Source organism: Halovibrio sp. HP20-59, assembly GCF_033052795.2.
GTDB lineage: Bacteria > Pseudomonadota > Gammaproteobacteria > Pseudomonadales > Halomonadaceae > Vreelandella.
Window position 1 is genome coordinate 12,957 of record NZ_JAWJUW020000007.1, and the last position, 23,360, is coordinate 36,316.

28 protein-coding genes are annotated in these 23,360 nt (G+C 52.0%); 25 read left to right on the top strand and 3 right to left on the bottom strand.

Annotated features, from left to right (window positions below; translation table 11 throughout):
• The first annotated feature begins 6 nt into the window (after positions 1-6).
• From RZA33_RS09750 to RZA33_RS09770, 5 genes are all read left to right on the top strand, one after another.
• A complete protein-coding gene (locus RZA33_RS09750) occupies positions 7-672 on the top strand; it encodes a response regulator transcription factor (protein WP_008957450.1) in 666 nt (221 codons plus the stop codon).
• Positions 659-1,993 (top strand): sensor histidine kinase, encoded by a 1,335-nt coding sequence (locus RZA33_RS09755; RefSeq protein WP_144815969.1) that lies wholly within the window; start codon positions 659-661, stop codon positions 1,991-1,993. The genes RZA33_RS09750 and RZA33_RS09755 overlap by 14 nt, the downstream gene beginning before the upstream one ends.
• Before the next feature lie 68 nt (positions 1,994-2,061).
• Positions 2,062-3,915 (top strand): copper resistance system multicopper oxidase, encoded by a 1,854-nt coding sequence (locus RZA33_RS09760; protein ID WP_144815965.1) that lies wholly within the window; start codon positions 2,062-2,064, stop codon positions 3,913-3,915.
• Between the two features lie 9 nt (positions 3,916-3,924).
• On the top strand, positions 3,925-4,689 hold the full coding sequence (locus tag RZA33_RS09765) for a copper resistance protein B (RefSeq protein ID WP_008957453.1): 765 nt from the start codon (positions 3,925-3,927) through the stop codon (positions 4,687-4,689).
• Between the two features lie 130 nt (positions 4,690-4,819).
• Positions 4,820-5,236: a hypothetical protein gene (locus RZA33_RS09770; RefSeq protein WP_139041537.1), complete on the top strand. Its 417-nt coding sequence runs from the start codon at positions 4,820-4,822 to the stop codon at positions 5,234-5,236.
• 160 nt (positions 5,237-5,396) lie between these two features.
• Here the strand turns inward: RZA33_RS09770 and RZA33_RS09775 are convergent, their stop codons facing one another.
• Together RZA33_RS09775 and RZA33_RS09780 are read right to left on the bottom strand one after the other, a co-directional pair.
• Positions 5,397-5,765 (bottom strand): four-helix bundle copper-binding protein, encoded by a 369-nt coding sequence (locus tag RZA33_RS09775; RefSeq protein WP_008957456.1) that lies wholly within the window; start codon positions 5,763-5,765, stop codon positions 5,397-5,399.
• 381 nt (positions 5,766-6,146) lie between these two features.
• The gene (locus RZA33_RS09780) at positions 6,147-6,869 is read right to left on the bottom strand and encodes a cytochrome c biogenesis CcdA family protein (protein WP_144815962.1); all 723 of its coding nucleotides are present in this window, start codon (positions 6,867-6,869) and stop codon (positions 6,147-6,149) included.
• Between the two features lie 246 nt (positions 6,870-7,115).
• Here RZA33_RS09780 and RZA33_RS09785 point away from each other — a divergent pair, with 246 nt between their 5' ends.
• From RZA33_RS09785 to RZA33_RS09830, 10 genes are all read left to right on the top strand, one after another.
• Complete coding sequence (locus RZA33_RS09785) at positions 7,116-7,751, top strand: peroxiredoxin (RefSeq protein ID WP_083023027.1); 636 nt, start codon at positions 7,116-7,118, stop codon at positions 7,749-7,751.
• Between the two features lie 71 nt (positions 7,752-7,822).
• Positions 7,823-8,230: a heavy metal-responsive transcriptional regulator gene (locus RZA33_RS09790; RefSeq protein WP_008958490.1), complete on the top strand. Its 408-nt coding sequence runs from the start codon at positions 7,823-7,825 to the stop codon at positions 8,228-8,230.
• Between the two features lie 79 nt (positions 8,231-8,309).
• Complete coding sequence (locus tag RZA33_RS09795; protein ID WP_138801702.1) at positions 8,310-10,784, top strand: heavy metal translocating P-type ATPase; 2,475 nt, start codon at positions 8,310-8,312, stop codon at positions 10,782-10,784.
• Between the two features lie 33 nt (positions 10,785-10,817).
• Positions 10,818-10,946 (top strand): hypothetical protein, encoded by a 129-nt coding sequence (locus RZA33_RS09800; protein WP_008958488.1) that lies wholly within the window; start codon positions 10,818-10,820, stop codon positions 10,944-10,946.
• Between the two features lie 65 nt (positions 10,947-11,011).
• Positions 11,012-11,842 carry a thiol:disulfide interchange protein DsbG gene (gene dsbG / locus RZA33_RS09805; RefSeq protein ID WP_317507647.1) on the top strand — a complete coding sequence of 277 codons (831 nt, stop codon included), beginning with the start codon at positions 11,012-11,014 and terminating at the stop codon, positions 11,840-11,842.
• A 62-nt stretch (positions 11,843-11,904) separates the two neighbouring features.
• The gene (locus tag RZA33_RS09810; protein WP_008958486.1) at positions 11,905-12,582 is read left to right on the top strand and encodes a TVP38/TMEM64 family protein; all 678 of its coding nucleotides are present in this window, start codon (positions 11,905-11,907) and stop codon (positions 12,580-12,582) included.
• 89 nt (positions 12,583-12,671) lie between these two features.
• Positions 12,672-13,199 (top strand): DsbE family thiol:disulfide interchange protein, encoded by a 528-nt coding sequence (locus RZA33_RS09815; RefSeq protein ID WP_035586998.1) that lies wholly within the window; start codon positions 12,672-12,674, stop codon positions 13,197-13,199.
• A 67-nt stretch (positions 13,200-13,266) separates the two neighbouring features.
• Positions 13,267-14,079: a prolipoprotein diacylglyceryl transferase gene (gene lgt, locus RZA33_RS09820; RefSeq protein ID WP_008958484.1), complete on the top strand. Its 813-nt coding sequence runs from the start codon at positions 13,267-13,269 to the stop codon at positions 14,077-14,079.
• On the top strand, positions 14,076-14,618 hold the full coding sequence (locus RZA33_RS09825) for a protein-disulfide reductase DsbD N-terminal domain-containing protein (protein WP_062362913.1): 543 nt from the start codon (positions 14,076-14,078) through the stop codon (positions 14,616-14,618). The genes lgt and RZA33_RS09825 overlap by 4 nt, the downstream gene beginning before the upstream one ends.
• On the top strand, positions 14,619-15,353 hold the full coding sequence (locus RZA33_RS09830; RefSeq protein ID WP_240718922.1) for a sulfite exporter TauE/SafE family protein: 735 nt from the start codon (positions 14,619-14,621) through the stop codon (positions 15,351-15,353).
• Here the strand turns inward: RZA33_RS09830 and RZA33_RS09835 are convergent.
• Positions 15,350-15,775 (bottom strand): MerR family transcriptional regulator, encoded by a 426-nt coding sequence (locus RZA33_RS09835; protein WP_240718921.1) that lies wholly within the window; start codon positions 15,773-15,775, stop codon positions 15,350-15,352. The genes RZA33_RS09830 and RZA33_RS09835 overlap by 4 nt on opposite strands.
• A 246-nt stretch (positions 15,776-16,021) precedes the next feature.
• Here RZA33_RS09835 and RZA33_RS09840 point away from each other — a divergent pair, with 246 nt between their 5' ends.
• From RZA33_RS09840 to RZA33_RS09885, 10 genes are all read left to right on the top strand, one after another.
• Positions 16,022-16,258: a hypothetical protein gene (locus tag RZA33_RS09840; RefSeq protein WP_062363006.1), complete on the top strand. Its 237-nt coding sequence runs from the start codon at positions 16,022-16,024 to the stop codon at positions 16,256-16,258.
• A 99-nt stretch (positions 16,259-16,357) separates the two neighbouring features.
• Complete coding sequence (locus tag RZA33_RS09845) at positions 16,358-16,798, top strand: DUF411 domain-containing protein (protein ID WP_317507648.1); 441 nt, start codon at positions 16,358-16,360, stop codon at positions 16,796-16,798.
• 14 nt (positions 16,799-16,812) lie between these two features.
• Positions 16,813-17,361 (top strand): TlpA disulfide reductase family protein, encoded by a 549-nt coding sequence (locus tag RZA33_RS09850; RefSeq protein WP_317507649.1) that lies wholly within the window; start codon positions 16,813-16,815, stop codon positions 17,359-17,361.
• 12 nt (positions 17,362-17,373) lie between these two features.
• Entirely contained in the window at positions 17,374-17,757 is a 384-nt protein-coding gene (locus RZA33_RS09855; RefSeq protein WP_044630814.1) for a hypothetical protein, read from the top strand.
• 16 nt (positions 17,758-17,773) lie between these two features.
• Positions 17,774-18,517 (top strand): cytochrome c biogenesis CcdA family protein, encoded by a 744-nt coding sequence (locus tag RZA33_RS09860; RefSeq protein WP_044630813.1) that lies wholly within the window; start codon positions 17,774-17,776, stop codon positions 18,515-18,517.
• 23 nt (positions 18,518-18,540) lie between these two features.
• Positions 18,541-19,407 carry a WD40/YVTN/BNR-like repeat-containing protein gene (locus tag RZA33_RS09865; protein ID WP_008958473.1) on the top strand — a complete coding sequence of 289 codons (867 nt, stop codon included), beginning with the start codon at positions 18,541-18,543 and terminating at the stop codon, positions 19,405-19,407.
• Positions 19,400-19,870 (top strand): c-type cytochrome, encoded by a 471-nt coding sequence (locus RZA33_RS09870; protein WP_008958472.1) that lies wholly within the window; start codon positions 19,400-19,402, stop codon positions 19,868-19,870. The genes RZA33_RS09865 and RZA33_RS09870 overlap by 8 nt, the downstream gene beginning before the upstream one ends.
• 1,370 nt (positions 19,871-21,240) lie before the next feature.
• A complete protein-coding gene (locus tag RZA33_RS09875; protein WP_008958470.1) occupies positions 21,241-21,417 on the top strand; it encodes a DUF2933 domain-containing protein in 177 nt (58 codons plus the stop codon).
• A 40-nt stretch (positions 21,418-21,457) separates the two neighbouring features.
• On the top strand, positions 21,458-21,802 hold the full coding sequence (locus RZA33_RS09880; RefSeq protein ID WP_022522184.1) for a hypothetical protein: 345 nt from the start codon (positions 21,458-21,460) through the stop codon (positions 21,800-21,802).
• Between the two features lie 220 nt (positions 21,803-22,022).
• Positions 22,023-23,360: an APC family permease gene (locus RZA33_RS09885; protein WP_008958468.1), complete on the top strand. Its 1,338-nt coding sequence runs from the start codon at positions 22,023-22,025 to the stop codon at positions 23,358-23,360.

Sequence of the window (23,360 nt, forward strand, 5' to 3'; positions counted from 1 at the left end):
TTACCCATGAAACTGTTGCTACTCGAAGATGATGATTTGCTGGCAGAAAGCTTGGCAGAGAGTCTCAAGGACAACGGTTACCTTGTCGACTTGGCCGCTTCATTGAAAGCGGCCAAGTCGCTCATGGCAACCGAGCATTACGAGCTGGCTATCTTAGATCTCGGTTTGCCCGATGGCTCGGGACTAGATCTACTAGCCCAGTGGCGCAAGCAAAAACGCAGCACGCCTATCTTGATCTTGACGGCGCGCGATACTTGGGAAGATAAAGTCATTGGTCTTGAAACGGGTGCCGATGATTACCTAGCAAAACCCTTCCATGAAGCCGAGCTTATGGCCCGTTTGAAGGCACTGCTGCGCAGGCAGTCTGGTCAGTTATCTCAAGTCGTGACGCTCAATGGCGTATCGCTGGATAAAGCAGGCCAACGAGTATGTCTAGAGGGAGAAACTTGGCGTTCGCTCACGGCGACGGAGTTTCGATTACTACGCTACTTAATGCTGCATCCAGATCGCATTCACTCCAAAGAGCAGTTATTAGAGCAGCTCTATGCCCTGGAACAGGATGCCGCCGCACCTAACTTGGTCGAAGTCTATGTCGCTCGTCTGCGCCGTTATCTAGGCAAATCAATTATCCAAACTCGCCGCGGCCAGGGGTATTTCTTTGCTTCACATTGATCGGCGCAGTTTACGTTTTCGACTACTCGCCTGGCTAGGAGGCGTGGCACTATTCGTAGTGGTGACGACCTGGCTACTGCATGGCATATTGTTACAGAATCTTGCTCGGGATTTTTTGGGTGAGCGTCTTCAGCGCGAAGCCGACCATGCCGTCACGCAGCTTGAGCAAGGTGAAGCCGCCGTGCCTGCCGCGCTTGACTCGGTTAGCCAAGGCTATCAAGTCTTTCATCATCTCTACGTACTCCGCTTCAACGGCTCGGTCAGCGCTTCCGACCCACAATGGCAGCAACAGCTGGCTCCGCTGCTAGATGAAAGCGGCAATGCTCTAATAGACGTGAATCGCGGCGAGCAACACATGCTCGTCTATCGTCGCCATTTTGAATGGCAGGGCACGCAGGGTGTGCTGCTGGTGGGTGAGGACTTCTCTCAAGTAGAAGCAGGGCTTGCAACATTGCACTGGTGGGTCGGTGGGATTGCCAGCGTGCTGTTAGGAATGCTCATCATACTCAACATGTTAGCGGTTAATCGTGGACTTAAGCCACTCTGGCAACTGCGTCAACAGCTTGAAGCATTGCGAGCGGGCAAACGTGATCGCTTGTCATTAATAGCCCCTTCTGAGCTAGATGAATTAGTCGACCAGTTGAACTGGTTTATGGATGACATTGACCTTCGCTTGAAGCGCTCCAGAGAGTCGGTCGCGAACCTATCACATGCATTAAAAACCCCGCTGGCAGCCGTTACCCAAGTACTGCGTGGCAATCGGCCCATTGATGAAACCCGACGCCATAAACTGCTCAGCCGTATTGAGGATATTAACGCCCAGCTGGATGCGGAGCTGCGTCGCTCACGTATTGCAGGCCCTAACGCGGGGCGAATGGCCAACGTCACGCGTGATAGTTCACGGCTCATCGAGATGTTCCGCAGCCTTTACCCTGAGCGTATCTTCAACCTCGCCCACTCGGCAGGCGAGAAAGACCAAGTGCCTATTGAGGCTCACGACTTTTCTGAAATATTAGGCATCGTGCTCGATAACGCTGGCAAATGGTCGAATAGGTGCGTTAATTGCGATATTGCCGTCTCCGCAACCACACTCACGCTCACCATTGATGATGACGGCCTCGGCGTTGCAGAAGAGGATCTTTCGCGCTTGGGAGAGCGTGGCACACGACTGGATGAACGCCGTCCCGGCTACGGCTTAGGCCTGTCGATTCTTGCGCAGCTAATTGCCCGCTACTCAGGGCACTCGTATTTTGAGCGCAGTCCACTGGGTGGACTGCGCGTTACGATTATCCTGCCTCTAGCGGGTGAAGTAGCTAATTAATCATTATTCAGCTTTGTTTCAGGTTCTTCCATCAAGATGGTGTCATTCATCATTGATGGGAGTTACACATGGCACGCTCAAGCATTATTTCTCACCCGCTTTCTCGCCGGCAAGTCCTAAAAGGCGGTGCTGCCTTAGGGTTAGGTTCCGCTGCCGCAATGGGGCTAACTCCCGCCTGGGCAAACCCCTGGGGCCGTACGAATGTCTATGCACAGGGCGTCGAAGAAGGGCCCGAGATATCACTGGCTATCCGCCGTGAATCCATTCCGATTGACGGACAAGAAGCCCACCCTATTAGCATTAACGGTACTAGCCCTGGCCCACTGATTCGTCTGAAAGAAGGTCAAGACGCCGTACTGCGTGTTACCAACCTGCTGGATGAGTCCACGTCGATCCATTGGCATGGCCTCATCTTGCCACCGGAGATGGACGGTGTGCCTGGGGTCAGTTTTGCAGGCATAGCACCTGGTGAAACCTTCACCTACCGTTTTCCTGTCCGCCAGAACGGTACCTACTGGTACCACAGCCACTCCGGCTTGCAGGAACAGCTCGGCCACGCCGGGCCGTTGATAATTGACGCCGCCGAGCGCGAACCCATCCGCTACGACCGTGAGCATGTGCTACTGCTCACCGACTGGACCTTTGAAGACCCCATGTCGGTATTTCGTAATCTGAAAACCATGGAAGGCTATTACAACTTCCAAGAGCGCACGATTGCTGATTTTTTCGCCGATGTTCGCGAAAAGGGTTTCTCACAAACCGCCGAGATGCGCGGTATGTGGGCCAAAATGCGCATGAGTTCTCGGGATATCGCCGATGTGACCGGCAGTACTTATACCTACCTGCTTAACGGTCACTCCCCCCAAGAAAACTGGAATGCGCTGTTCAAGGCTGGTGAGCGGGTACGACTACGCGTGATTAACGGGTCGGCGATGTCATACTTTGATGTACGTATACCTGGTTTGAAGATGACCGTCGTTGCTGCCGATGGCCAGCCAGTGCAACCCGTGCCTGTTGATGAGTTCCGTATTGGCGTGGCGGAAACGTACGATGTGCTTGTTTCACCAGAAGATGATCGAGCCTATACCATCTTCGCCGAAGCCATGGATCGGAGTGGCTACGCTCGCGCCACGCTAGCCCCGCGTGAAGGCATGCAGGCGGAGATTCCCAAGCGCCGCCAAATTGCCGACCGCGGCATGGAAGCCATGGGCGCTCATGGCATGGGTGACATGGAAGGTATGGATCATTCAGGCATGTCGAATATGGAAGGTATGGATCACTCCAATATGCCGGGAATGAGCGGTGACGATGCTGGTATGGAAGGCATGGATCACTCTAATATGGAGGGGATGGATCATTCCAACATGGAGGGCATGGATCATTCTAATGTGGGCGGCATGTCGGGCGAGCAGGCGAAAGTCGGCGAAAACGGCATTCTCATTGCCGGTGAAGCCCAGCCCGGCTCTCGCTACGACCAGGCGGGCATAGGCATCGACCCCAACGAACGTCGAGTACTCGTCTACCGCGATCTTAAAGCCTTCACGCCATGGCCTGACCGCCGCGAACCAGGCCGTGAGCTTGAGCTGCACCTGACCGGCAACATGGAACGTTACATGTGGTCGTTCGACGGCAAGAAGTTTAGCGAAGTGACCGGCCCAATCCATTTTGTGAAAGATGAGCGGCTGCGCCTAATCCTGATCAACGACACCATGATGGAGCATCCTATCCACCTCCACGGTATGTGGATGGAGCTAGAAAACGGTCAGGGCGAGCTAATTCCGCGCAAACACACCTTGAACGTTAAGCCCGGCGAGCGGGTTTCGGCACTGATTACGGCAGATGCTGAAGGCAGTTGGGCGTTCCATTGCCACCTGCTTTATCACATGGATGCCGGAATGTTCCGCGTTGTTCAGGTTTCTTAAGGAGGCAGTATGAAAACTAAGCTTTATTTTACTGGCATTAGCTTAGCGTTTGTCATGACCACCGCTGCCCATGCGGAAGATGGTTACGACGCGCCGAAAGATTGGCCAGCGCCCACGATGGAACACAATATGGGTATGGCGCTCTTTGATCGTCTTGAATATAGCGTACCCGATAACGGCGAGGAGGCCGTCGTGTGGGACTTTCAAGGCTGGTATGGCGGTGATATCAACCGTGTTTACCTGAAGTCAGAGGGCGAGAATGTCCAAGGCGACGGTGAAGATGCTGAGTTTGAATCCCTGGAACTACTCTATAGTCGCCTAGTGGCTGATTTTTGGGAGTTACAGGGGGGTATCGGTTACCAAGGCGGTGTGTTCTCCGATGATCACGCCGAACGCACCTATGGGGTTGTCGGCCTACAAGGTGTGATGCCCTACGGCATTGAAACCGACGTTGCTATGCAAGTGAGTGAAGATGGCGACGTGGCCGCTAGTTTTGAGGGCGAGTACGATCTGCGCCTGACACAGCGGCTCTACCTACAGCCGCGCACCGAAATTGCCGTAGCTGCCAGCGAAGTTGAGGAATTTGGTGTGGGTGAGGGCCTTAACTCAGTGCGTGTCGGCATGCGCCTGGGCTACGAAGTGACCAGACGCTTTGCGCCTTACGTGGGCGCTTACTGGGTAAAAGAGTATGGCGATACCGCCGACCTATCTCGTGCTGGTGGGAATAATACCGAAGATACCGGCGTGGTGGCAGGTGTCAGGTTAATGTTTTAAATCGTTAAGCACTCTATAACTTGCGCCACCGGAAGGTGGCGTTTTTTTTGCTAATAAACCACTAAATTCAGCTTCAATTCATACTCTAAGGTTATTATTAAATTGTAAATAACCAACGGAGTAAACCACCATGAAAATTAAAGCAATTGTTTTTAGTGCAGTAGTAGCAAGTATCTTCTCTACACCTGTATTAGCGAGCTTAGGCAATACAACACAGGATCTTCCCTTACTAGAAAGAGGCGTATCTTCTACACAGATGCTTGCTCAGGGGCAATCGAAGCGTTTCAATATTAACATTGAACAAGCGACTACACTGAAAGTAGCGAGTGAGCACTTCCCAGGTTTTACCAGCACTGGCAACCGCATTTCAGCTGTGCTTTATGACAAAACTGGAAAACAAGTAGCAGAAGCGTCCAGTCCACGGGGTCACTTTGAACTTGTTCGTCAGCTGCAACCGGGCAATTATCAGCTTGAGGTGACAGGTAGCTCAATGGGGGGCACTAAGGAAAATAGCAATAACAGTTATGAACTACATGTCGCTTACTAAGCGACATTATTAATTATAACTAATTCAAAAGGGGTTCGCAAGCGAGCCCCTTTTAGATATTAAAAAAAGCAAACACCAACATTTGAAAGCCTCAGTTAATGTATATAACCCCCTAGAAAATGACGCCCAGCCGAAGCGCTCGCCCCGGCTGGCTTGAAGCTTAGCTGGCCATTGCGGCACATTCTTCAGCGCAGCGATGACAAGCTTGAGCACACTCTTGGCAGTGAGGTGCATCATGTTTTGCACACTCATCACCACATTTCTTACAAATGTCGGCACATAGACGGCAGATCTCGTGTGCAAACTCACTTTCTTGTGCCATAAATGAGGCAGCTAACCGACAAATTTGAGCACATTGCATGTTAAGGCGAATACATTCCGCCATCATTTTTACGTTGTCTTCTTTTAGGCACTCAGTTGCACACTTGTCACAATAAGCAGCGCATACGTGACAAGCTTCAATGCAGTTTTCATATTTTTTGAAGTCCATCTCGGTTCTCCATTTTTTAAACCATATTTTATTTACCATAGTTTCTGCTTGGCATGATAAAGCTAGAACAACCCAAAAGAAAAATCAAGGAAAGGTAATCTGATAGATACTCACGAAATATAAAGATAAACCAGGTAGCTGTGCGTTACTTGCCATAATTTTTATTATTCAGCTAGGATTCAGGAAGGCCTACTATAATAAATGTTTTTTTCAAAAAAACACTGAAGCGTTCGCTGCGCTTGTACGTTACCTCGCCACGAGCTCCTAATTAAAGTAATTAGGTGAAGAACTAAATTAATAGTGAAAGCAATTAAGCTCTAAGCATTATAAAAATAATCTCCTTTTAGGAGACTAGCTCAGCCTAATCAGCTTCCTAAGGAGTCAGTATGAAAATTAATCTCTACTTCTCTGACGGCCTGGCTACCCCAGGGTCGCCAGGGAGGGGAAAAGGTCAACCATGATACTTGAAAGCCGTGTCATATACCCCGTAACGATAGCAATACCCATCAGGATCACAATCGTGCCCGCCACGGGGCGAGCATAGGCACTCCACCTTCCCAGGCTTTGCCGATGCAGAGCAAATCGGTTAATCAGTAAAGTGCTGGCAAGAAAAGGTAGCGCCAGTCCTGCCGAGTAGGCACTTAGATAAATCATTCCAGCCTGGGCACTAGCAGCATTAGACGTGGCCATCAGAATAGCGCCTAGTATAGGGCCGATACAGGGGGTCCAACCGATGGCAAAAGAGACCCCGAACACTGTCGCCGACAGCGGGGAGCCACCCTGGACATTGGGTGTGAACTGAAAGGTACGCTGGAATAGCGGCAATCGGAACACGCCGGTCATAAAGAGGCCCAGCACGATCACCGCCGAGCCGGCAACCCAGTTGAATTCTTGGCGATACCCTCGCATCAGTTGCCCGATACTACTGGCGCCGAGCCCGAGTAGGATGAACACGATGCTGAAGCCGAAGACGAAGAAGGCACTGAGGGTCAATGCCTCTAACCGCCTGTCGGCTTTACCGGCACTACCGCCTGTGACCACCGACAGGTAGGCCGGTAACAGGGGCAGCGTGCAGGGCGAGAAGAAGGAGACCAATCCGCCGATAAAGGCGCCGACCAAGCCGATGGAAGAGAGAGATTCCAATGTGTTATCGCAACTTAAGTTATGGAGACGGCCAACAAGGGTATTGAACCAATCCCATGGTGCTACCTCCTATCATATCCATTTTAACGCCGTAAGAATTTTAAGGCTTACAGCTGCTTTAAGGTCAACCTTTATTGACAAATTATTTGTCTCCTATCGAATTGCAAATATTACACATCAAGCTTGACCTTAAAGTTGACTTCAAAGTTATGGTGGCTACTCAATGAATGACATGAGGACATTTCCATGGCGCTACAACTGGGCGAGACAGCACCAAACTTCACGATCGAATCCACGCAAGGCACGGTCAACTTTCACCAATGGCTTGACGACAGCTGGGCGGTGCTGTTCTCGCACCCCGCTGATTTTACGCCAGTATGCACCACAGAACTGGGCGCGTTTGCCAAGCGAAAGAACGAATTCACCCAGCGGGGTGCCAAACTGGTTGGGGTTTCGGTGGATCCCCTCAGCTCTCACCACGACTGGGTGGGGGATATTGAACAGACTCAGGGCACGGCCCTGAACTACCCCTTGCTGGCTGACGAAGATCAGGTGGTAGCGAAGCTTTATGGAATGATCCATCCCAAAGCCGACCCCAAACTTACGGTGCGCACGGTCTTCATCATCGATTCTGACAAGAAAATTCGTCTCACTTTGACGTATCCACCCAGCACAGGACGTAATGTCGACGAGATACTGCGGGTTCTCGATTCGCTTCAGCTAACTGACAAGCACAAAGTGGCCACCCCCGTTGACTGGCAAAACGGTGACGATGTCATCATCTCGCCATCGCTATCGAATGATGACGCTAGGCAACACTTTCCCGAAGGCTGGAACACCAAGACGCCCTACCTTAGGGTCGTGCGCCAACCGGAGCAATAGGAGCCCCGACCGATAGATTCGTTGAGTCAGGCTGCCAGAAGCTTAGATTAATAATATCGTGAGGTAACGCTATGCAAACACTAAGTATCGGCGAGCTTGCCGAACGAAGCGGGGTCGCTAGCCAGGCGATTCGATTCTACGAAAAAGAGAAACTTATGCCTCCTCCGAGGAGGACCGATGCCAACTATCGGCGTTACCCACTGGAAGCTGTGGATCGGTTACAGTTCATCGTCCATGCCAAGCAGTGGGGCTTCACGCTGCAAGAGATTCGGGAGCTGTTAATGCTTCAGGATGCTAATGGCGACCGGGCGCAAGCTAAGCGCATCGCCGGGGAGAAGCTGCACAAGGTGCGCGAGCAGATCAAACACCTCTCGCGAATTGAAGCCGTATTATCGAAAACACTGGACGAATGTGCAGGCGAAGGGCCTATGCAGGAAGGCTGCCCGATTGTTGAAGCTATCGCAGAGCAGGCTGAATGATCGAGCATTTTCTCGACAGCAAACATGGGAATCAAGCTTGCATATCGGGTCGTCGATAAATTAACAGGAGATCTTCATTATGGCGCAAAACGTCGATATCGAGATTCGTGGTATGTCCTGTGCTTCCTGTGTTGGACGTGTGGAACGTGCACTCAGCCAGCAGCCAGGCGTGATCAACGCTCAAGTGAACCTCGCCACCCAGAAGGCGGCTATCCAGGTCGAAGCAGGTACCACGACCACTAGCCTACTCAACGCCATTGAAACAGCGGGCTATCAACCTGTGGTGGAAAGTCTCGACATTCCCATCACCGGCATGAGTTGTGGATCGTGTGTCTCTCGGATAGAGCGAACGCTAACGAAGCTGCCCGGCATGGTGGAAGTGAGTGTTAACCTTGCTACCCAGAAGGCCTTCGTTCGCTTCCTGCCGGGAGCCGTTTCGTTAACGCGTATTCAGCATGCCATCCGCGAGGCAGGCTATGAACCTCAGGATACCGATACGCCGCCACCAACGGACAGCGAGGACTGGGAGAGAGCCGAGCTTCGCCGCCGAGTCGTGCTCGCGGCAATATTTACGATTCCGGTAGTCATCATCGCCATGGGAAAAATGATTCCCGCTTTTGACACGCTGTTAACGAGTCTAATGCCGCATCGCGGCTGGATGGGCGTCGAGTGGTTATTGGCTACACCGGTGCAGTTTTATGCAGGTGCACGCTTCTATCGTGCCGGCTTCGCCGAACTCCGGCATTTTAATCCAGGCATGAACAGCCTCGTTATGATCGGATCGAGCGCTGCCTATTTTTATTCGGTCGCCGCCCTGCTGGTGCCCACGCTCTTTCCCGTCGGAACCGCCGTGAGCTATTTCGAAGCGGCGGCGGTGATCGTGACGCTAATCCTGCTCGGTCGTTATTTTGAACACATTGCCAAGGGCCGCACCTCCGAGGCGATCAAGAAGCTTCTGCAATTACAGGCGAAAACTGCCCGCGTCATACGCGAGGATGAAACCGTCGAGCTGCCTATCGACGCCGTCGTCACAGGCGATCGTATTTTGGTTCGCCCAGGGGAGCGTGTTCCAGTCGATGGCATCGTCGAGGAGGGTCACTCTTACGTTGATGAGTCGATGATCAGCGGTGAGCCCGTGCCGGTCGCCAAACAGAAAGATTCCGAAGTCGTCGGTGGCACTATCAACAAGAACGGTGCACTTACCTTTCGGGCCACGCGAGTCGGTGCCGACACTGTCTTGTCGCAGATCGTCAAGATGGTGGAAACGGCCCAAGCGGAGAAGCCCCCCATCCAGCAGTTGGCCGACAAGGTTGCTGGTGTATTTGTTCCCGTGGTCATCGCTATCGCCACGATGACCTTTGCACTCTGGTTCGCTTTCGGACCGGCGCCGTCTTTGTCGTTTGCTTTCGTCACTACCGTTAGCGTACTGCTAATTGCCTGCCCCTGTGCGATGGGCCTAGCCACCCCAACGGCCATCATGGTCAGTACCGGGAAAGGGGCCGAGATGGGAGTGCTATTTCGTAAAGGGGCGGCGCTTGAGACGCTGGCCAAAATGAATACGGTGGTGCTGGACAAGACCGGCACTTTGACCCAGGGGCGCCCCGAGCTGACCGACTTCGAAGCGATCAACGGCCATGAGAACGAGGTGCTGCGACTGGTCGCGGCGGTGGAAGCTCAAAGCGAGCACCCCATCGCCGAGGCTATTGTACAGGGCGCCAAGGCCCGCGGGCTGGAATTACCCTCGGTCAGTCGCTTTAGTGCCGAGCCTGGCTACGGCATTGAAGCCGAGGTCGACGGCCACTTGGTACATGTGGGAGCTGATCGTTACATGCTTCGGCTGGAAATCGAGCTCGGCCAGGCAGAAACACGCGCCAAGGTGTTTGCCGAGAACGCCAAGAGCCCGCTCTATGCCGCGGTAGACGGCCAGCTTGCTGCAGTCATCGCGGTGGCGGATCCACTTAAGGAGGGCTCTGCCGAGGCCATCGCAGCACTCAAAGCGCAAGGGCTGGAAGTGGCCATGCTCACCGGCGATAACCGTGCCACTGCCGATGCTATCGCCCGACAGGTTGGCATCCAGCAGATTCTCGCCGAGGTACTGCCCGACCAGAAAGCGGCAGAGATCCGGCGTCTCCAGGCGGAGGGCAAGCGCGTCGCTTTTGTGGGGGACGGGATCAATGATGCGCCCGCTTTGGCCCAGGCCGACGTGGGCATTGCGATCGGCACTGGCACCGATATTGCCATCGAGTCCGGCGATGTGGTGCTGATGAGTGGCGATTTGCGAGGCATCGTCAATGCCACGGCGCTCTCCAAGCGTACCCACCGGACCATTATCGGCAATTTCGTTTGGGCCTATGGCTACAACGTAGCGTTGATCCCCGTGGCGGCGGGCGTGCTCTATCCGTTCATCGGCGTATTGCTCAGCCCCATGCTGGCGGCGGCTGCCATGAGTGTTTCCAGTGTCTTTGTACTGACTAACTCGTTGCGGCTACGCCGTTTCACGCCAGATCCCGGCAATGCCACACCACGTCCAAACGAGGCTGTTCATCGCGCCTAAACCAAACACCGTAGTGTTAAAGAGGAATTCAAAATGATGGGAAGTGATAGTTGCATGTGGGGTATGGCGGGGATGGGCCTAATAGCGATCTTGTTGATTATTGCACTGGGGCTTGGTGTTGCTGCGCTTATCAAGTACCTGTTTTTTAATAAGAAGCACTAAAACCAGCCAGTAAATGTGATCGACCTAATCCCTTGGAAAAACAGTAATTGATAAAGAGAGCATTCATGAGGCATATCCTACATTCTACTTATTACCTAGCCGCTGCAGGTCTGTTAGGTCTTATTACGTTGCCTGCGTTGGCGCAGGAAGCAGGAACCGATGCCAATGAGAGTCATCAGGCCGGCATTGCCGCTAATACTGAGTCTCCCTTGCCCAAGACGATTACCGTGTTGGTGGATCAAGGGTTCACATTCCATGGCATCTTCGAAGCGCCTAACGACCTCCAAGGCTATGCCTTGTCTTATGATAATGAGCCTATGGCGGCTTATATTTCTTCCTCTTCCGACTATGCCGTCATTGGTACGTTAATCGACCCCCAGGGCAATGCCGTCATGGAAAGCCAGCTTCAGGCTCTGGTGCTGGAACCCATGCTGGAAGCTGCCTGGAGTGCGTTTGAAAACACTCGTTTTATCTCGGAGGGGAATGATGATGCATCGCATATTGTTTACACACTAACAGACCCCAACTGCCCCTACTGCAACGCACTCTGGAAGAATTCACGCCCGCTAATCGAGCAAGGCGTACTACAGCTTCGTCACGTGCTGGTCGGCGTGCTATCAGAGGACAGTCTTCGCAAAGCTGCCGCAATCCTTGAAGCCGACAATCCGGCTAGCGCTCTCGAAACCCATGAATTGGAATTTCGCAATGGCGGCATAAAACCGGTGGAGCCGTCGGAGGAGAGTCAAGCGCTGCTCAGAAAGCATGCCCAGATCATGCGCGAGGCCGGTGCTACAGGGACGCCGACCAGCTACTACCGTGATGAAGCCGGGAAAGTACAGCGTATCAATGGTGCAGTGTCGACCGACCAGCTTCGCGAAATATTGGGTGTTGAATGATACTCCATCACGGTACAGGGCTGAGATGACATGTCTCCCTGCTCCCCACAACTGAGATGGACATGGCAACCAAGCTTAGTGTAAAGCAAAAGCTCTTTTTGGGGCTCTCTCTACTGATGGGCTTGGCGTCCCTCTATTGGATCCTGATGGAGACCGGCGCCTTGTCGGTCTTGACCGATAAGCAGGCCTTGCGTGAATGGGTTGATGGGTTGGGCGTCTGGGGGCCATTGGCCATCATCTTTATGATGATTACGGCCATTGTCATGAGCCCGATCCCCAGTGGTCCGATTGCCATGGTGGCCGGTGCGATCTACGGCCCAGTTTGGGGAACGGCCTATGTCGTTATCGGTGCCGAAGCCGGCGCTCTGCTCGCTTTCTGCATTGCTCGTTTGCTCGGCTATGAGGTAATGCAACGCTGGTCGCGTACGCGTCCCATCCTTAACTGGCTGGGGAAGGAACGCTCTCAAACCGGCTTGATGCTCATCGTTTTTGCATCCCGATTGGTGCCCTTCATTTCGTTTGATGCCATCAGCTACGCGGCAGGTATTACACCCCTGTCCTTCTGGCGCTTTTTGATCGCCACATTGGCCGGCGTAATCCCCACGGCGTATCTGATCGTCAAGTTCGGCGAAGTGCTAATTACCGCCGACTCCCGTGGTCTCACGATCGCGCTGGTCCTCATCAGTGGCATCACATTGCTGCCGCTGCTGGCGAAACGCCTATGGGCTCGGAAGCCATGACCGATGCAACCTAGTGCTCCAAATCAACTTCCGTAAGCACTAACAATGCTCAGCAGGCACTTACCCGCTACTACCTGTGAGACGTATACGTGAAATCTCGGACATTGCTATTTTTACCCCTATTGGGCTTTTTTGGTTTGAGCTTTTTCTTTTATCAGGGCTTATCAATGGATCCTAGCGCCAGAGATTCCCCCTTGTTAGCTCAGCCGTTTCCGGCCTTCAACCTGACGACGCTGGAAGACCCCTCAAGGGTCGTTGATGAATCTCTTTTTAAAGATAAGGTGACATTGGTCAATGTTTGGGGAGAGTGGTGCCCCACTTGCAAGCATGAAATGCCGCAGTTATTGGACTTAGCCGCGCGAGGCGTCCGCTTGGTTGGCATCAACTACAAGGATACCCAGGCAAAGGGACTCGAGTTTCTTGACGAGTTTGGGAATCCTTTTGAAGTCAATATTTTTGATCCAGAGGGTAACCTAGGTTTTGAGCTAGGTGTTTATGGCGCACCCGAAAGCTATCTGGTCGATACCGAGGGCACTATTCGTTACAAACATACAGGTTACATAACTTCTGAAGATGTTGAGCGAGTCATCCAGGAAGTCGAGAAGTGGAAACGATAAAACGGCTCTTAAGACGCAATAATTTTTGTTGATGACTCCAACAGTAACGATTGATTAAGGAAGATATATGCTGCAATACCCTCAAATCGACCCGATCGCCATCGCCATAGGCCCTCTTCAGATTCACTGGTATGGCTTAATGTATGTAATCGGGCTAGTGGCCGCTTGGTGGTTGGGTCGGCGTCGCGCCCACCGACTCGGCCTAAGCCACGATGATATAGGCGACCTGATCTTCTACGCCGCCATCGGCATCATCGTTGGCGGCCGCCTTGGCTATGCACTGTTTTACGGGCTCGAACAACTGCAAGCCAACCCCCTTTGGTTACTAAAAATCTGGGAAGGAGGCATGAGCTTTCATGGCGGTCTTGCCGGTGTGTTAGTGGCTGCCTGGCTGTTTGCTCGCAAACATCAACTGGCTTTTATTCAACTGACCGACTTCATTGCTCCGTTAGTCCCCATCGGCCTGGGAGCGGGTCGCCTCGGGAACTTCATCAATCACGAGTTACCGGGGAGAGTTAGTGATGTACCTTGGGCAATGGTGTTTCCATCCATGATGGAGCTGGGCCCAGAGCCACGGCATCCTTCGGCTCTCTACGAGTTTGCCCTTGAAGGTGTCGTGTTGTTTGCCGTGCTGTGGTGGCTATCGCGCCGACCACGTCAGCGGGGCCTCATCTCTGGGCTGTTCCTGCTTCTGTATGGAGCCTTCCGTTTCATCGTAGAGTTCGTGCGCCTCCCCGACCCTCAGTTGGGATTCATCGCTTTTGGCTGGTTAACCATGGGGCAGCTACTGACACTACCAATGATCGTCGCGGGCTTTGCTCTGGTCGCTTGGTCCAGAGGTCAGCCAATGGATAAGCCAAAGGCGGCGTTAAACTCATGAAACAAGTCTTCGCTTTTCTAACGGTGGCACTCTTTATAGTCACCCCGGTAGCGGCACGTGAAGAGATGTTTGAGGTTGGTGACAAAAGTTCCCCCTTTAACCGTTCGCCCCAACGTGACTTTCTACCGGCTAAAGAAGCCTTCCGAACCACCGCCTGGCGAGACGATGATCGAGTTTATATCGGCTTCACCGCCGCCGAAAATTACTACCTTCACCGGCATCAGTTCGCGATTGAGAGTCTCTCTCAAGATATCAATTTCGGTGAGTTGGCTTTGCCTCCTGGCGAGCCAATGTCGCACGCGTCTTTAGGGAACATTAACGTTTTCTACGATCAGGTGTTGGTGAGTGCGCCCATAGAGGCGAGCGACACCGTTACCGGGCCGCTGGCCATCATGGTGACCTTTCAGGGCTGTTCCGACCAAGGACTCTGCTATCCACCCGAACAGGTCGAAATCGTATCACCGTACGGTTCGCCTCCGGCGGCCTTCACCATCAGCCCCTCCCGTGATACGGCGGGTAGCTCCAAAGGTGCCCCTTAAATGAATCCCGCCGACATGAGCCTGCCGCCGCTGGCGGCGGCCTTCGTCTTCGGCTTGCTGGGAGGCGCGCACTGTATCGGCATGTGTGGCGGCATCATGAGTGCCCTGACCTTTGCTGTGCCCCCCAGCATGCGACAGCCGAGGCGTTTAGCAGGTCTGTTGCTCGGCTATAATTTAGGTCGTATCAGCAGCTACATGATCGCTGGTGCCTTGGTGGCCCTGCTCGGTTCCGTGCTCAACCATGCACTGGACAGCTTCGCCCTGGTGTTGCGTATCCTGGCGGCGGTCATGTTGATACTAATGGCACTGTATATCGCCAACTGGTGGAAGGGCTTGCTACGTATCGAGGCACTGGGGCGCGTCCTGTGGCGCCGCATCGAACCAATAGGCCGTCGCTTGATGCCTGTTGTAAAAGTACCCCAAGCATTCGCACTTGGCTCGCTATGGGGCTGGATGCCCTGTGGGCTAATCTATTCGATGCTGGCCTGGAGTCTTGCTGTAGCCGAGCCATTGCGTGCCGCCGCGATGATGGGGGCCTTTGGGCTCGGCACCTTGCCTGCCGTCCTAGCGACCGGAGTGGCAGCGCGCCGTGTCTCAATATGGATACGTAGCCCCGCGACTCGTACGCTGGCAGCACTGCTGATTATTACGTTTGCTGTCTGGCAACTCTGGCATCTGCAGTCCATGATAGGGATGGAGGATACGCACAGTGCCATGACTTCGCCGCATCACTAATGATCACTTCGCGAATCATTAGCCTCGAAAACTAATTTACCTGTCCCAAGCGATTCGATGAGCTCCTTCAGGCTGAAACTTTCAGTCATCTTGTCTTGATTCATATTATCTATCCAGCGCGCTATCACCTGGAACTCTTGAGCCCGCAAGTAAAGACGTCCCCTTTGAGTGGCGAGTGGTACTGGTTCAATAAACTCTGCAGTGCCTTGATCCGCCCAAGATAATATTTGCTTGATCTCTGGAAGACTAACACCCAGCGAACGCAGGCAATCGATAAAACGTAGGCGCCCCAAGGACTCTGCATCGTAGAGTTGATAACCGTTGCGCGGGTCGCGGTGCGGTTGCAATAACCCTTCCCTTGTATAGTGGCGTACCGTTTCTGCCGTTACCCCTCCCGTCTGAGCCAGCTCTGAGACTCGCATTGGCTTATCCTCATTCGTTTATTCGTATCCAGCTTACAACCGTTAGGCTGCCCAAAGGTCAAGTCTTCAGCTGAGCGCTCATGACAAACATTTAGGTTGTATAACGAAATTTAAAATGAGGCCTTGACCTTAAAGTCTGCTTTAAGGATATCTTAAAAAAGCACTCCTGCCACAGGATAAAAAACCGTAATCAAGTCCTACCACTAGCGCGTTTGGCAGAGTGACTCACATACAGAGGAGAGTGTCATGCGTAAACGTAATACTGCGATCCTGTTTACTGCCATTGTTGCTGCCAGCAGCTTCGGAGCTAGCTCGCTTTTTGCCCAAGAAGAGAATCAACAGAAGCCGATGGAGGGCAACGCCATGCATAGCAATATGATGCAAGCAGGGGGTATGCACGACATGATGGGCGATATGAAGTCCATGATGGAAAAATGTAACGCCATGATGGAAAACATGCAGCATGAGAACGACGACGCTTAAAGCGGCTCGGATAGGTTGCTTGTACGCAAGCAACCTTTTCATCATGCGGGTAGCGTCGCTTGGACCTTCCTATCTGATATCTAACCGGACACACAACATATGAAACATTGGAAAGCGCTTGCCGTTACGTCTTTGCTGGCTTTTCCCATATCGGGATTGGCGGCTGATATATCAGCGACTCTCTACAAAAATCCCAATTGCGGATGTTGTGCCGAATATGCCAAGTATTTGGAACAAAACGGCTTCGACGTGGAGACGATCGACACCCATGACCTCGTTGAAATGAAAGCCGAGTATAACGTCCCTGAAGAACTGCATGGCTGCCATACCACGGTCGTAGAAGACTATCTCTTCGAAGGGCATGTGCCTGTTGAGAGCGTGACCCAAGTGCTTGATGCAAAGCCCTCTATCATAGGGCTGAGTGTGCCGGGAATGCCGCTTGGTTCACCGGGCATGTCGGGAGAAAAACGCGGCCCGCTGGAGGTCTATGCCATAGCCTCGCAACCGACCGATAGCCCCGACATTTACGCGACTCACTAAGGGGTAGTGTGGCGATGAAACTACCCATCCTGGCAGGATATCTCGTAGCCGTATTTCTGATGACTGCCACATCCCTTGCCATGGCCGCCCCGTCAGAAAGCTCAGGGCCACAAGGGTTTCTTCTCTGGGCCACCCCCAACGACGTATCGGAAATCAGTTTCGAGGATAGCGGCGGCACCCCTTTAACGTTGGCTGACTTTGAAGGAAAACTGATTTTACTCAACATCTGGGCAACATGGTGTGGGCCTTGTCGAGAGGAAATGCCCACTTTAGATGCCCTCCAGGCTGAGCTTGGCAGCGATAATTTTGAAGTGGTCGCCTTATCGATCGACCGTAAGGGGGTCGAGATTGTTAATGAATTTTATCAAGAGATAGGCATTGAACATCTGGCTCCCTATATAGATAAAACCGGGATGGCCAGTGCAGATCTTGGGGCCGTAGGTATTCCCACGACGCTGCTACTTGACCGCCAAGGCAAAGAAATTGGGCGCCTCGTGGGGGAAGCCGAGTGGAACACTCAAGACATGATCGACTTTCTTGCCGAAATGATTGCAACCAGATAATGAGGTAGCACCATGAGTTGTTGTGACGACAAAACCCAACAGAACAAACAAAAATCGGGGCTACAAGGCCTGTTGACAGGGCCACGCGGCCTGATGTTGCTGGGTGGCGTGGCAGTGGCTGGCGGCCTTGCTTTTGGCTGGGATAACCTGGTTTTGCTGGGCATCGCGCCTATACTATTGAGCCTATTGCCATGTCTCATTATGTGCGGATTAGGCCTATGCATGATGAAGTGCAAAGACAAAAAAGGTGAAGCGACCGAGCAAAGCGACGCTAACAATGTTCAGGCTCGGGTAGAAGACGCTTCAGAAGTGAATGCTGGCACAGCGTCCACCACTCGCCAAATAGTAGATCAAAACGAGTCAATCAAGCATTCCTCATCAAATTTCCAAGCCTAGCCATGGGTAAAGGGTAATGCTTGAAGTAGCCAATATAGGACTGGTCACTGCCTTTCTGGCAGGCCTGATCTCGTTCATTTCACCCTGTGTTTTGCCACTTGTGCCTGGCTATCTTTCTTTCATGACCGGCCGCTCGCTCGGACAATTACAGAAGGCGGATAGACGAGAGCGACTCCGGGTGTTAACCCAGTCGATATGGTTCGTGCTCGGTTTTTCAACCGTTTTTTTGTTGCTGGGAGCCAGCTCCACCGCCATTGGTCGTCTGCTATTGGTGTATCGCCAAGAAGCAAACCTAGTCGGTGGCCTTATCGTTATACTGTTTGGTGCCTTCATGACCGGGCTCATGCCATGGCGCTGGTTTCATCAAGAATGGCGGTTTATGGGTCGACTGAAGGACGTCGGCGGAAGCCGCAGTGCGGCTTATCTGCTTGGTTTAGCGTTTGCATTTGGCTGGACCCCCTGCATTGGCCCGATTCTAGGTGCCATTCTTACCGTCAGCGCTTCCACGGCCAACGCCTGGAGCGGCATGGCGTTGCTCGGCGTTTATTCTTTGGGTCTGGGTGTGCCCTTCATGCTGAGTGCCCTTTCACTTGATCGCTTCATAAAGCACCAGAAATTCCTGCGTCGCTGGGGGCATTTCATACATATAGCGGCTGGGTTGATCATGATCCTGATGGGTAGCTTAATGATCACAGGCAAACTATCCGAGCTGTCATATTGGTTATTGCGTACTTTCCCTGCCCTAGGTGTTATCGGCTAATCGTTATTTAAGGAAATATTGAAATGCACATGATCGTGAGTCGTTTTTTACGTGTCTTCTTACTGACAGGCTTGGCCGCAGTCAGCTTTGGCAGCGCCATTACGGCCTTGGCAACTGAAGAAGGGTTGCTTGCACTGCAATATGACGTAACAGGCAAACGACTGTTTAAAATTGAGGCTAACCAACTATTCCAGCGTGCCGATGAAGGCATGACCTGGAATGCGATTCCCTTGCCCGAAGACGTGAATGAAGGCCAGTTGCGCGCGGTATCGGTCCCCTCCACTGATCCGCAAGCGCTCTATATCGCAGGCCCCTCAATCGGGGTGCAGCGTAGCACCGACAATGGAGAAACCTGGCAAGAGCTTAGCGCTAACCTACCTAGCCGAGAGGTTACTGCGCTAGCTGTACATCGCCGTCAGAACGAAACACTTTATGCGGTAATTGAAGAAGACGGCATCTACCAAAGCGAGGATGCTGGCACCACCTGGAAAAAAATGGACAGTGGTCCTTCACAAAAGATTAACCGACTCGTCCACTCTGACATGGAAGGCAGCATGCAGACCGGCTGGCTCTACGGGGTATCGGACGATGCGGTGCGTCTATCGATGGACTGCTTTTGCGGTTGGAGACCGACCGGAGCACTTGATGCTGGCAGCGTCTATGATGTGGCTTATAGCCTTGGCAACCCAAAGCGAGTCTATGTGGTTACACAGCAAGGACTATGGCGTAGTGAAACGGGTGGTCAAGAGTGGCAACAAGTAGCTGGTGACGGCACAGAGCTCGTTGCACTCACACTCTCCGCCAAAGACACTCTCTATGGTTTAAACCAGAAAGGGGAACTTCTACACAGTGAAGACGAAGGCCAATCCTGGACTTATCCCGATGCGTAAGCACTGTTTTTTCACTGCCTCATGGCTGACGCTAATGGTTGTGGGGCACGCCATGGCTGAGGACCGTCCTTTTTCAAGCGATACTCCTCAGCTGGAAGACGGAAAAAGAGTTTACCGACAATACTGTGCTAGTTGCCACGGTACACAAGGCGAAGGCATGCCCAACTGGGAAGAGCAAAATGCTCTAGGCGAGTTACCTGCTCCACCACATGGGCCAGAGGGCCATACCTGGAAACACTCTGATGCCATGCTCTACCGAATTATTGCCGAGGGTTGGCGCGACCCCTGGAATAAAACCGATAGGCTAACGATGCCAGCGTATCAGGAAGTTTTGGCTCCCAGCGAGATACGAGATGTGGTGAATTATCTCAAGACATTATGGACACAAGAGCAAAGGCGTCACCAAGCAGACGAAAGTATTGAGAACCCCTTTCCAATACAAACTGGAATACCCCCAGAGTAAATAATAGTGTCTATGCCCTATAACAAATTTTCTTAGTCACCTTATGGGTCACCACACTGTTAGCTACCGTCTCAACCGCCCACTTGTGTTATTAAGTAGAAAACAACCTCTTGGTCCTTTTAACTCCGACAAACCTGCTCCCGGCGAATGCTAGCCCTTACTTAGAAAACCAACTTCGCATTGTCAGCGAATAAATATACACTTTAGCGAATCTCAAATGTTTATGTTGAGACATGGAAGTTAACAAATTTCATATAAAATAAACTTATTACCTAACGACTGAGGCGCCTTCAGGCTTAGTAAGATTGACTGGCTCACTTCACAATAAAGTTTTCGTCGCGCCACATATTTGATCTGAAGGCTGTGGAAGGGAGTTAGATTATTATGTTAGGTAAGCAATATAGTGTTAATAAACAACTAAGAGGTTCATAACGGTGACAACGACCCACTCCAGCGCTCGCGCTTATGGTTGCAAACAGGAGAGTACATATGTCCGTTTGGCTTGTAGATCGTTGACCTGCTCGTGCACATGGGCCTTAGGTGAACGTAAACCTGCTGACTTCGCGATAAGAGATTGACGCGTTTACAGAGCAGGAACATGTCGATACGATTTCCCAGGGATATCTGGGCTATGAACGTATTGGCGGCTATGAAGAGCTTCATGAGCACCTGGGAGTTAGCGTTTCAGACCCTAATGCGACCACCTATCGCCCTGTGCTGGCAATTTTTGCCACTGCGTTACTCATCGATTTTTCTGCCAGTTGGGAGGTTCAGTGCATAATATTCACTGCACGCGTGCTAGAGTATGCCGTAGCCACAGCGATCATACCCCCGGGTCTGCAAAAGCTGCAGGGCGTAGCGAGCTTTAGCGCCATGTTTCTCAACTATGACCTGCACGCCCAGCGCCAAGTCCCCTTCAGTTACGTTTACCTTCACGCCTAGATACTTTCGAAGCTACTAATTGCTGGCCGATACGCTTATCTGGCTGGCTGCGCCACTGGCGCTATTCGTTGGCACCGTGTGACAGGTTCTGTCTTTAAAGCGATATACCTCGATAAACGTGAGCTCAAGTGCGCCTGTGTCGGCAACAGTAATACCCATTAAGCTTTGTATCGCTCACCGAAAACCTAATGATGATGGGAATGAGGCTATGGATACCGCTTGGGTAATTATCGCCTACTTTTTGCGAGGCGCTTGATCAGGATCATATTTCCCTCCGATGCTGTTCAGGTTGCGTTCAGACAAATCATCCATGCTGTTATTGGGGTTATTTATTTGATTTTTCCCAAACCAACGGCCTTAACTGCTGTTGGCTCTTTGGGCGAGTTACTGAGGTGATTATGAGTAACAGTACAAGTAGTCGTTTGCTGATGTTGTGGGTGCCACTTGCTGGGTTTGTCATTTGGGCGGGATACCTGATTGGAACCGAGCACCGTCTCCACCTATTTCAGTTCTTACCTTTCCTCTTTTTGGCAGCATGCCCACTGATGCATATTTTCATGCATAAACACCACGGCGGTCATAAGGACAAAATAGACAAGGACTGAACCACTCTATATATACATGTACGCGCCTGGGAGAAAGACCATGAAAACGACACAACAAGAGCACCGCTTGGGTGTTTCCAAAAACACACTGGTGACTCGGAATTTAAAAATCAAGCCTAGTAAATCCAAACGCATTGAAGAAGCGCTGTCAGATATCGACCGACTCTATGGAATGGATAAGGTGGTCTACAACGAGAAAAACCGAAATATCAGCCTTGCTTACGATGCGCTGAGGCTCTGCATCGATGACGTTGAAAAAATTCTCAAGCTCCATGACATACAGGTCAGCGCTGATCGGTGGAACCGCTTTAAGAAGGAGTATTACCGTTTCGTCGATCAGAACGTTAAAGACAACGCTAAACAGGAACCTTGGAGCTGTCATTAATAGTCATAACGGCTACATGACACAACCAGGAGCAAGACTAGCTAGTTTAGGGTAAGAGCTGCTTGCCTGTGGCCTCGCAAAATCAGACCTTCCGTTAGTCATTTGCCATGTGGCTGCACATAGGTTCTATATTTAATTTATATAGCATCAAAAAACACCGCACAGGAGTCCTCGGCAGTTATTGCTGCTGTGGTTGCCGTTAATACAAGGAGTCGCTTTCATGGTTGGGCAGGATAGAACGCCACAATATAAAGAAAACAGTCTTTCGTTGGTCGGTGCCGTTGCATTAGGCACCGGCGTGATGATTGGGGCCGGTATTTTTGCGCTAACCGGCCAAATGGCCGAAATGACTGGTCGGCTATTTCCTCTAGCCTTTCTGGCCGCTGCCGTCATTGTCTCTTTCAGCGCTTATTCTTACGTTAAAATGTCCAATACCTTCCCATCAGCAGGTGGGATTGGCATGTATTTACAGAAAGCGTATGGCCCGACGCTTCCCACCGCCTTTCATGCCCTCCTGATGTATTTTTCCATGGTGATCGCACAGAGTTTTTTGGCGAGAACGTTTGGTTCCTACACGCTTGAGTTGTTTGACCTGGGGGATCGTTCACTATTTGTGCCCCTACTCGGGGTTGGTTTACTGCTAATAGCCTTTTTGATCAATTTATCCGCCAACCGCTTGATCGAGACCGTCGCCTCGGTGCTCGGATTTATCAAAATAGGTGGCATTATAGTGTTTGGTATTGTCGGCGTGTTTATTGCCGACTCCATCGAAATGGGTGCTGGCAACGATGCACCTACGCCTACGATAACGGGCTTTTTAGGTGCTACGGCGCTCGGCATACTGGCATTTAAAGGCTTCACGACGATTACCAATAGTGGTTCGGAGCTTAAAGATCCTAAGCGGAATCTTGGCAAAGCTATCACGATCTCGATTGCGCTATGCGTGGTGATCTATGCCCTTGTCGGTTTTGCCGTTGCCAGCAACCTATCTTTGCCTGAAATTATCGAAACCCAAGACTACTCCCTGGCCGCCGCTGCCCGTCCCGCACTGGGTGAAGCGGCAGTTGCGTTTACCGTCATTCTCGCCATGTTGGCAACGGCGGGCGGTATCATCGCCAGCGTCTTTGCCGTTTCACGCATGCTCGCCATGCTGACAGAAATGAAGCTGGTTCCTCACCGCCATTTCCACATGCCCGGCAGTGTACAAAAGCATACACTGGTGTACACCATCGTATTTGGCTTAGTGCTCACCGCTTTTTTTGACCTGAGCCGCATCGCAGCATTAGGCATCATTTTCTACCTGATCATGGATATGGCCATCCACTGGGGTGTGCTTCGTCATCTCAAGGACAGAGTGGGGGCTAATCCTGTTATTCCTAGCATTGCCATACTACTAGATGCTGTCGTGTTAATCGGCTTTTTATGGGTAAAAGCCATCTCGGACCCCATGGTGCTCATCGTTGCTGGCGTAGTAATGGCTACTCTTTTACTCGGCGAATGGATTTTCCTATCCAAACGCGACGCTTCAAACGATAGCGAGCACTCTCACACTCATTAA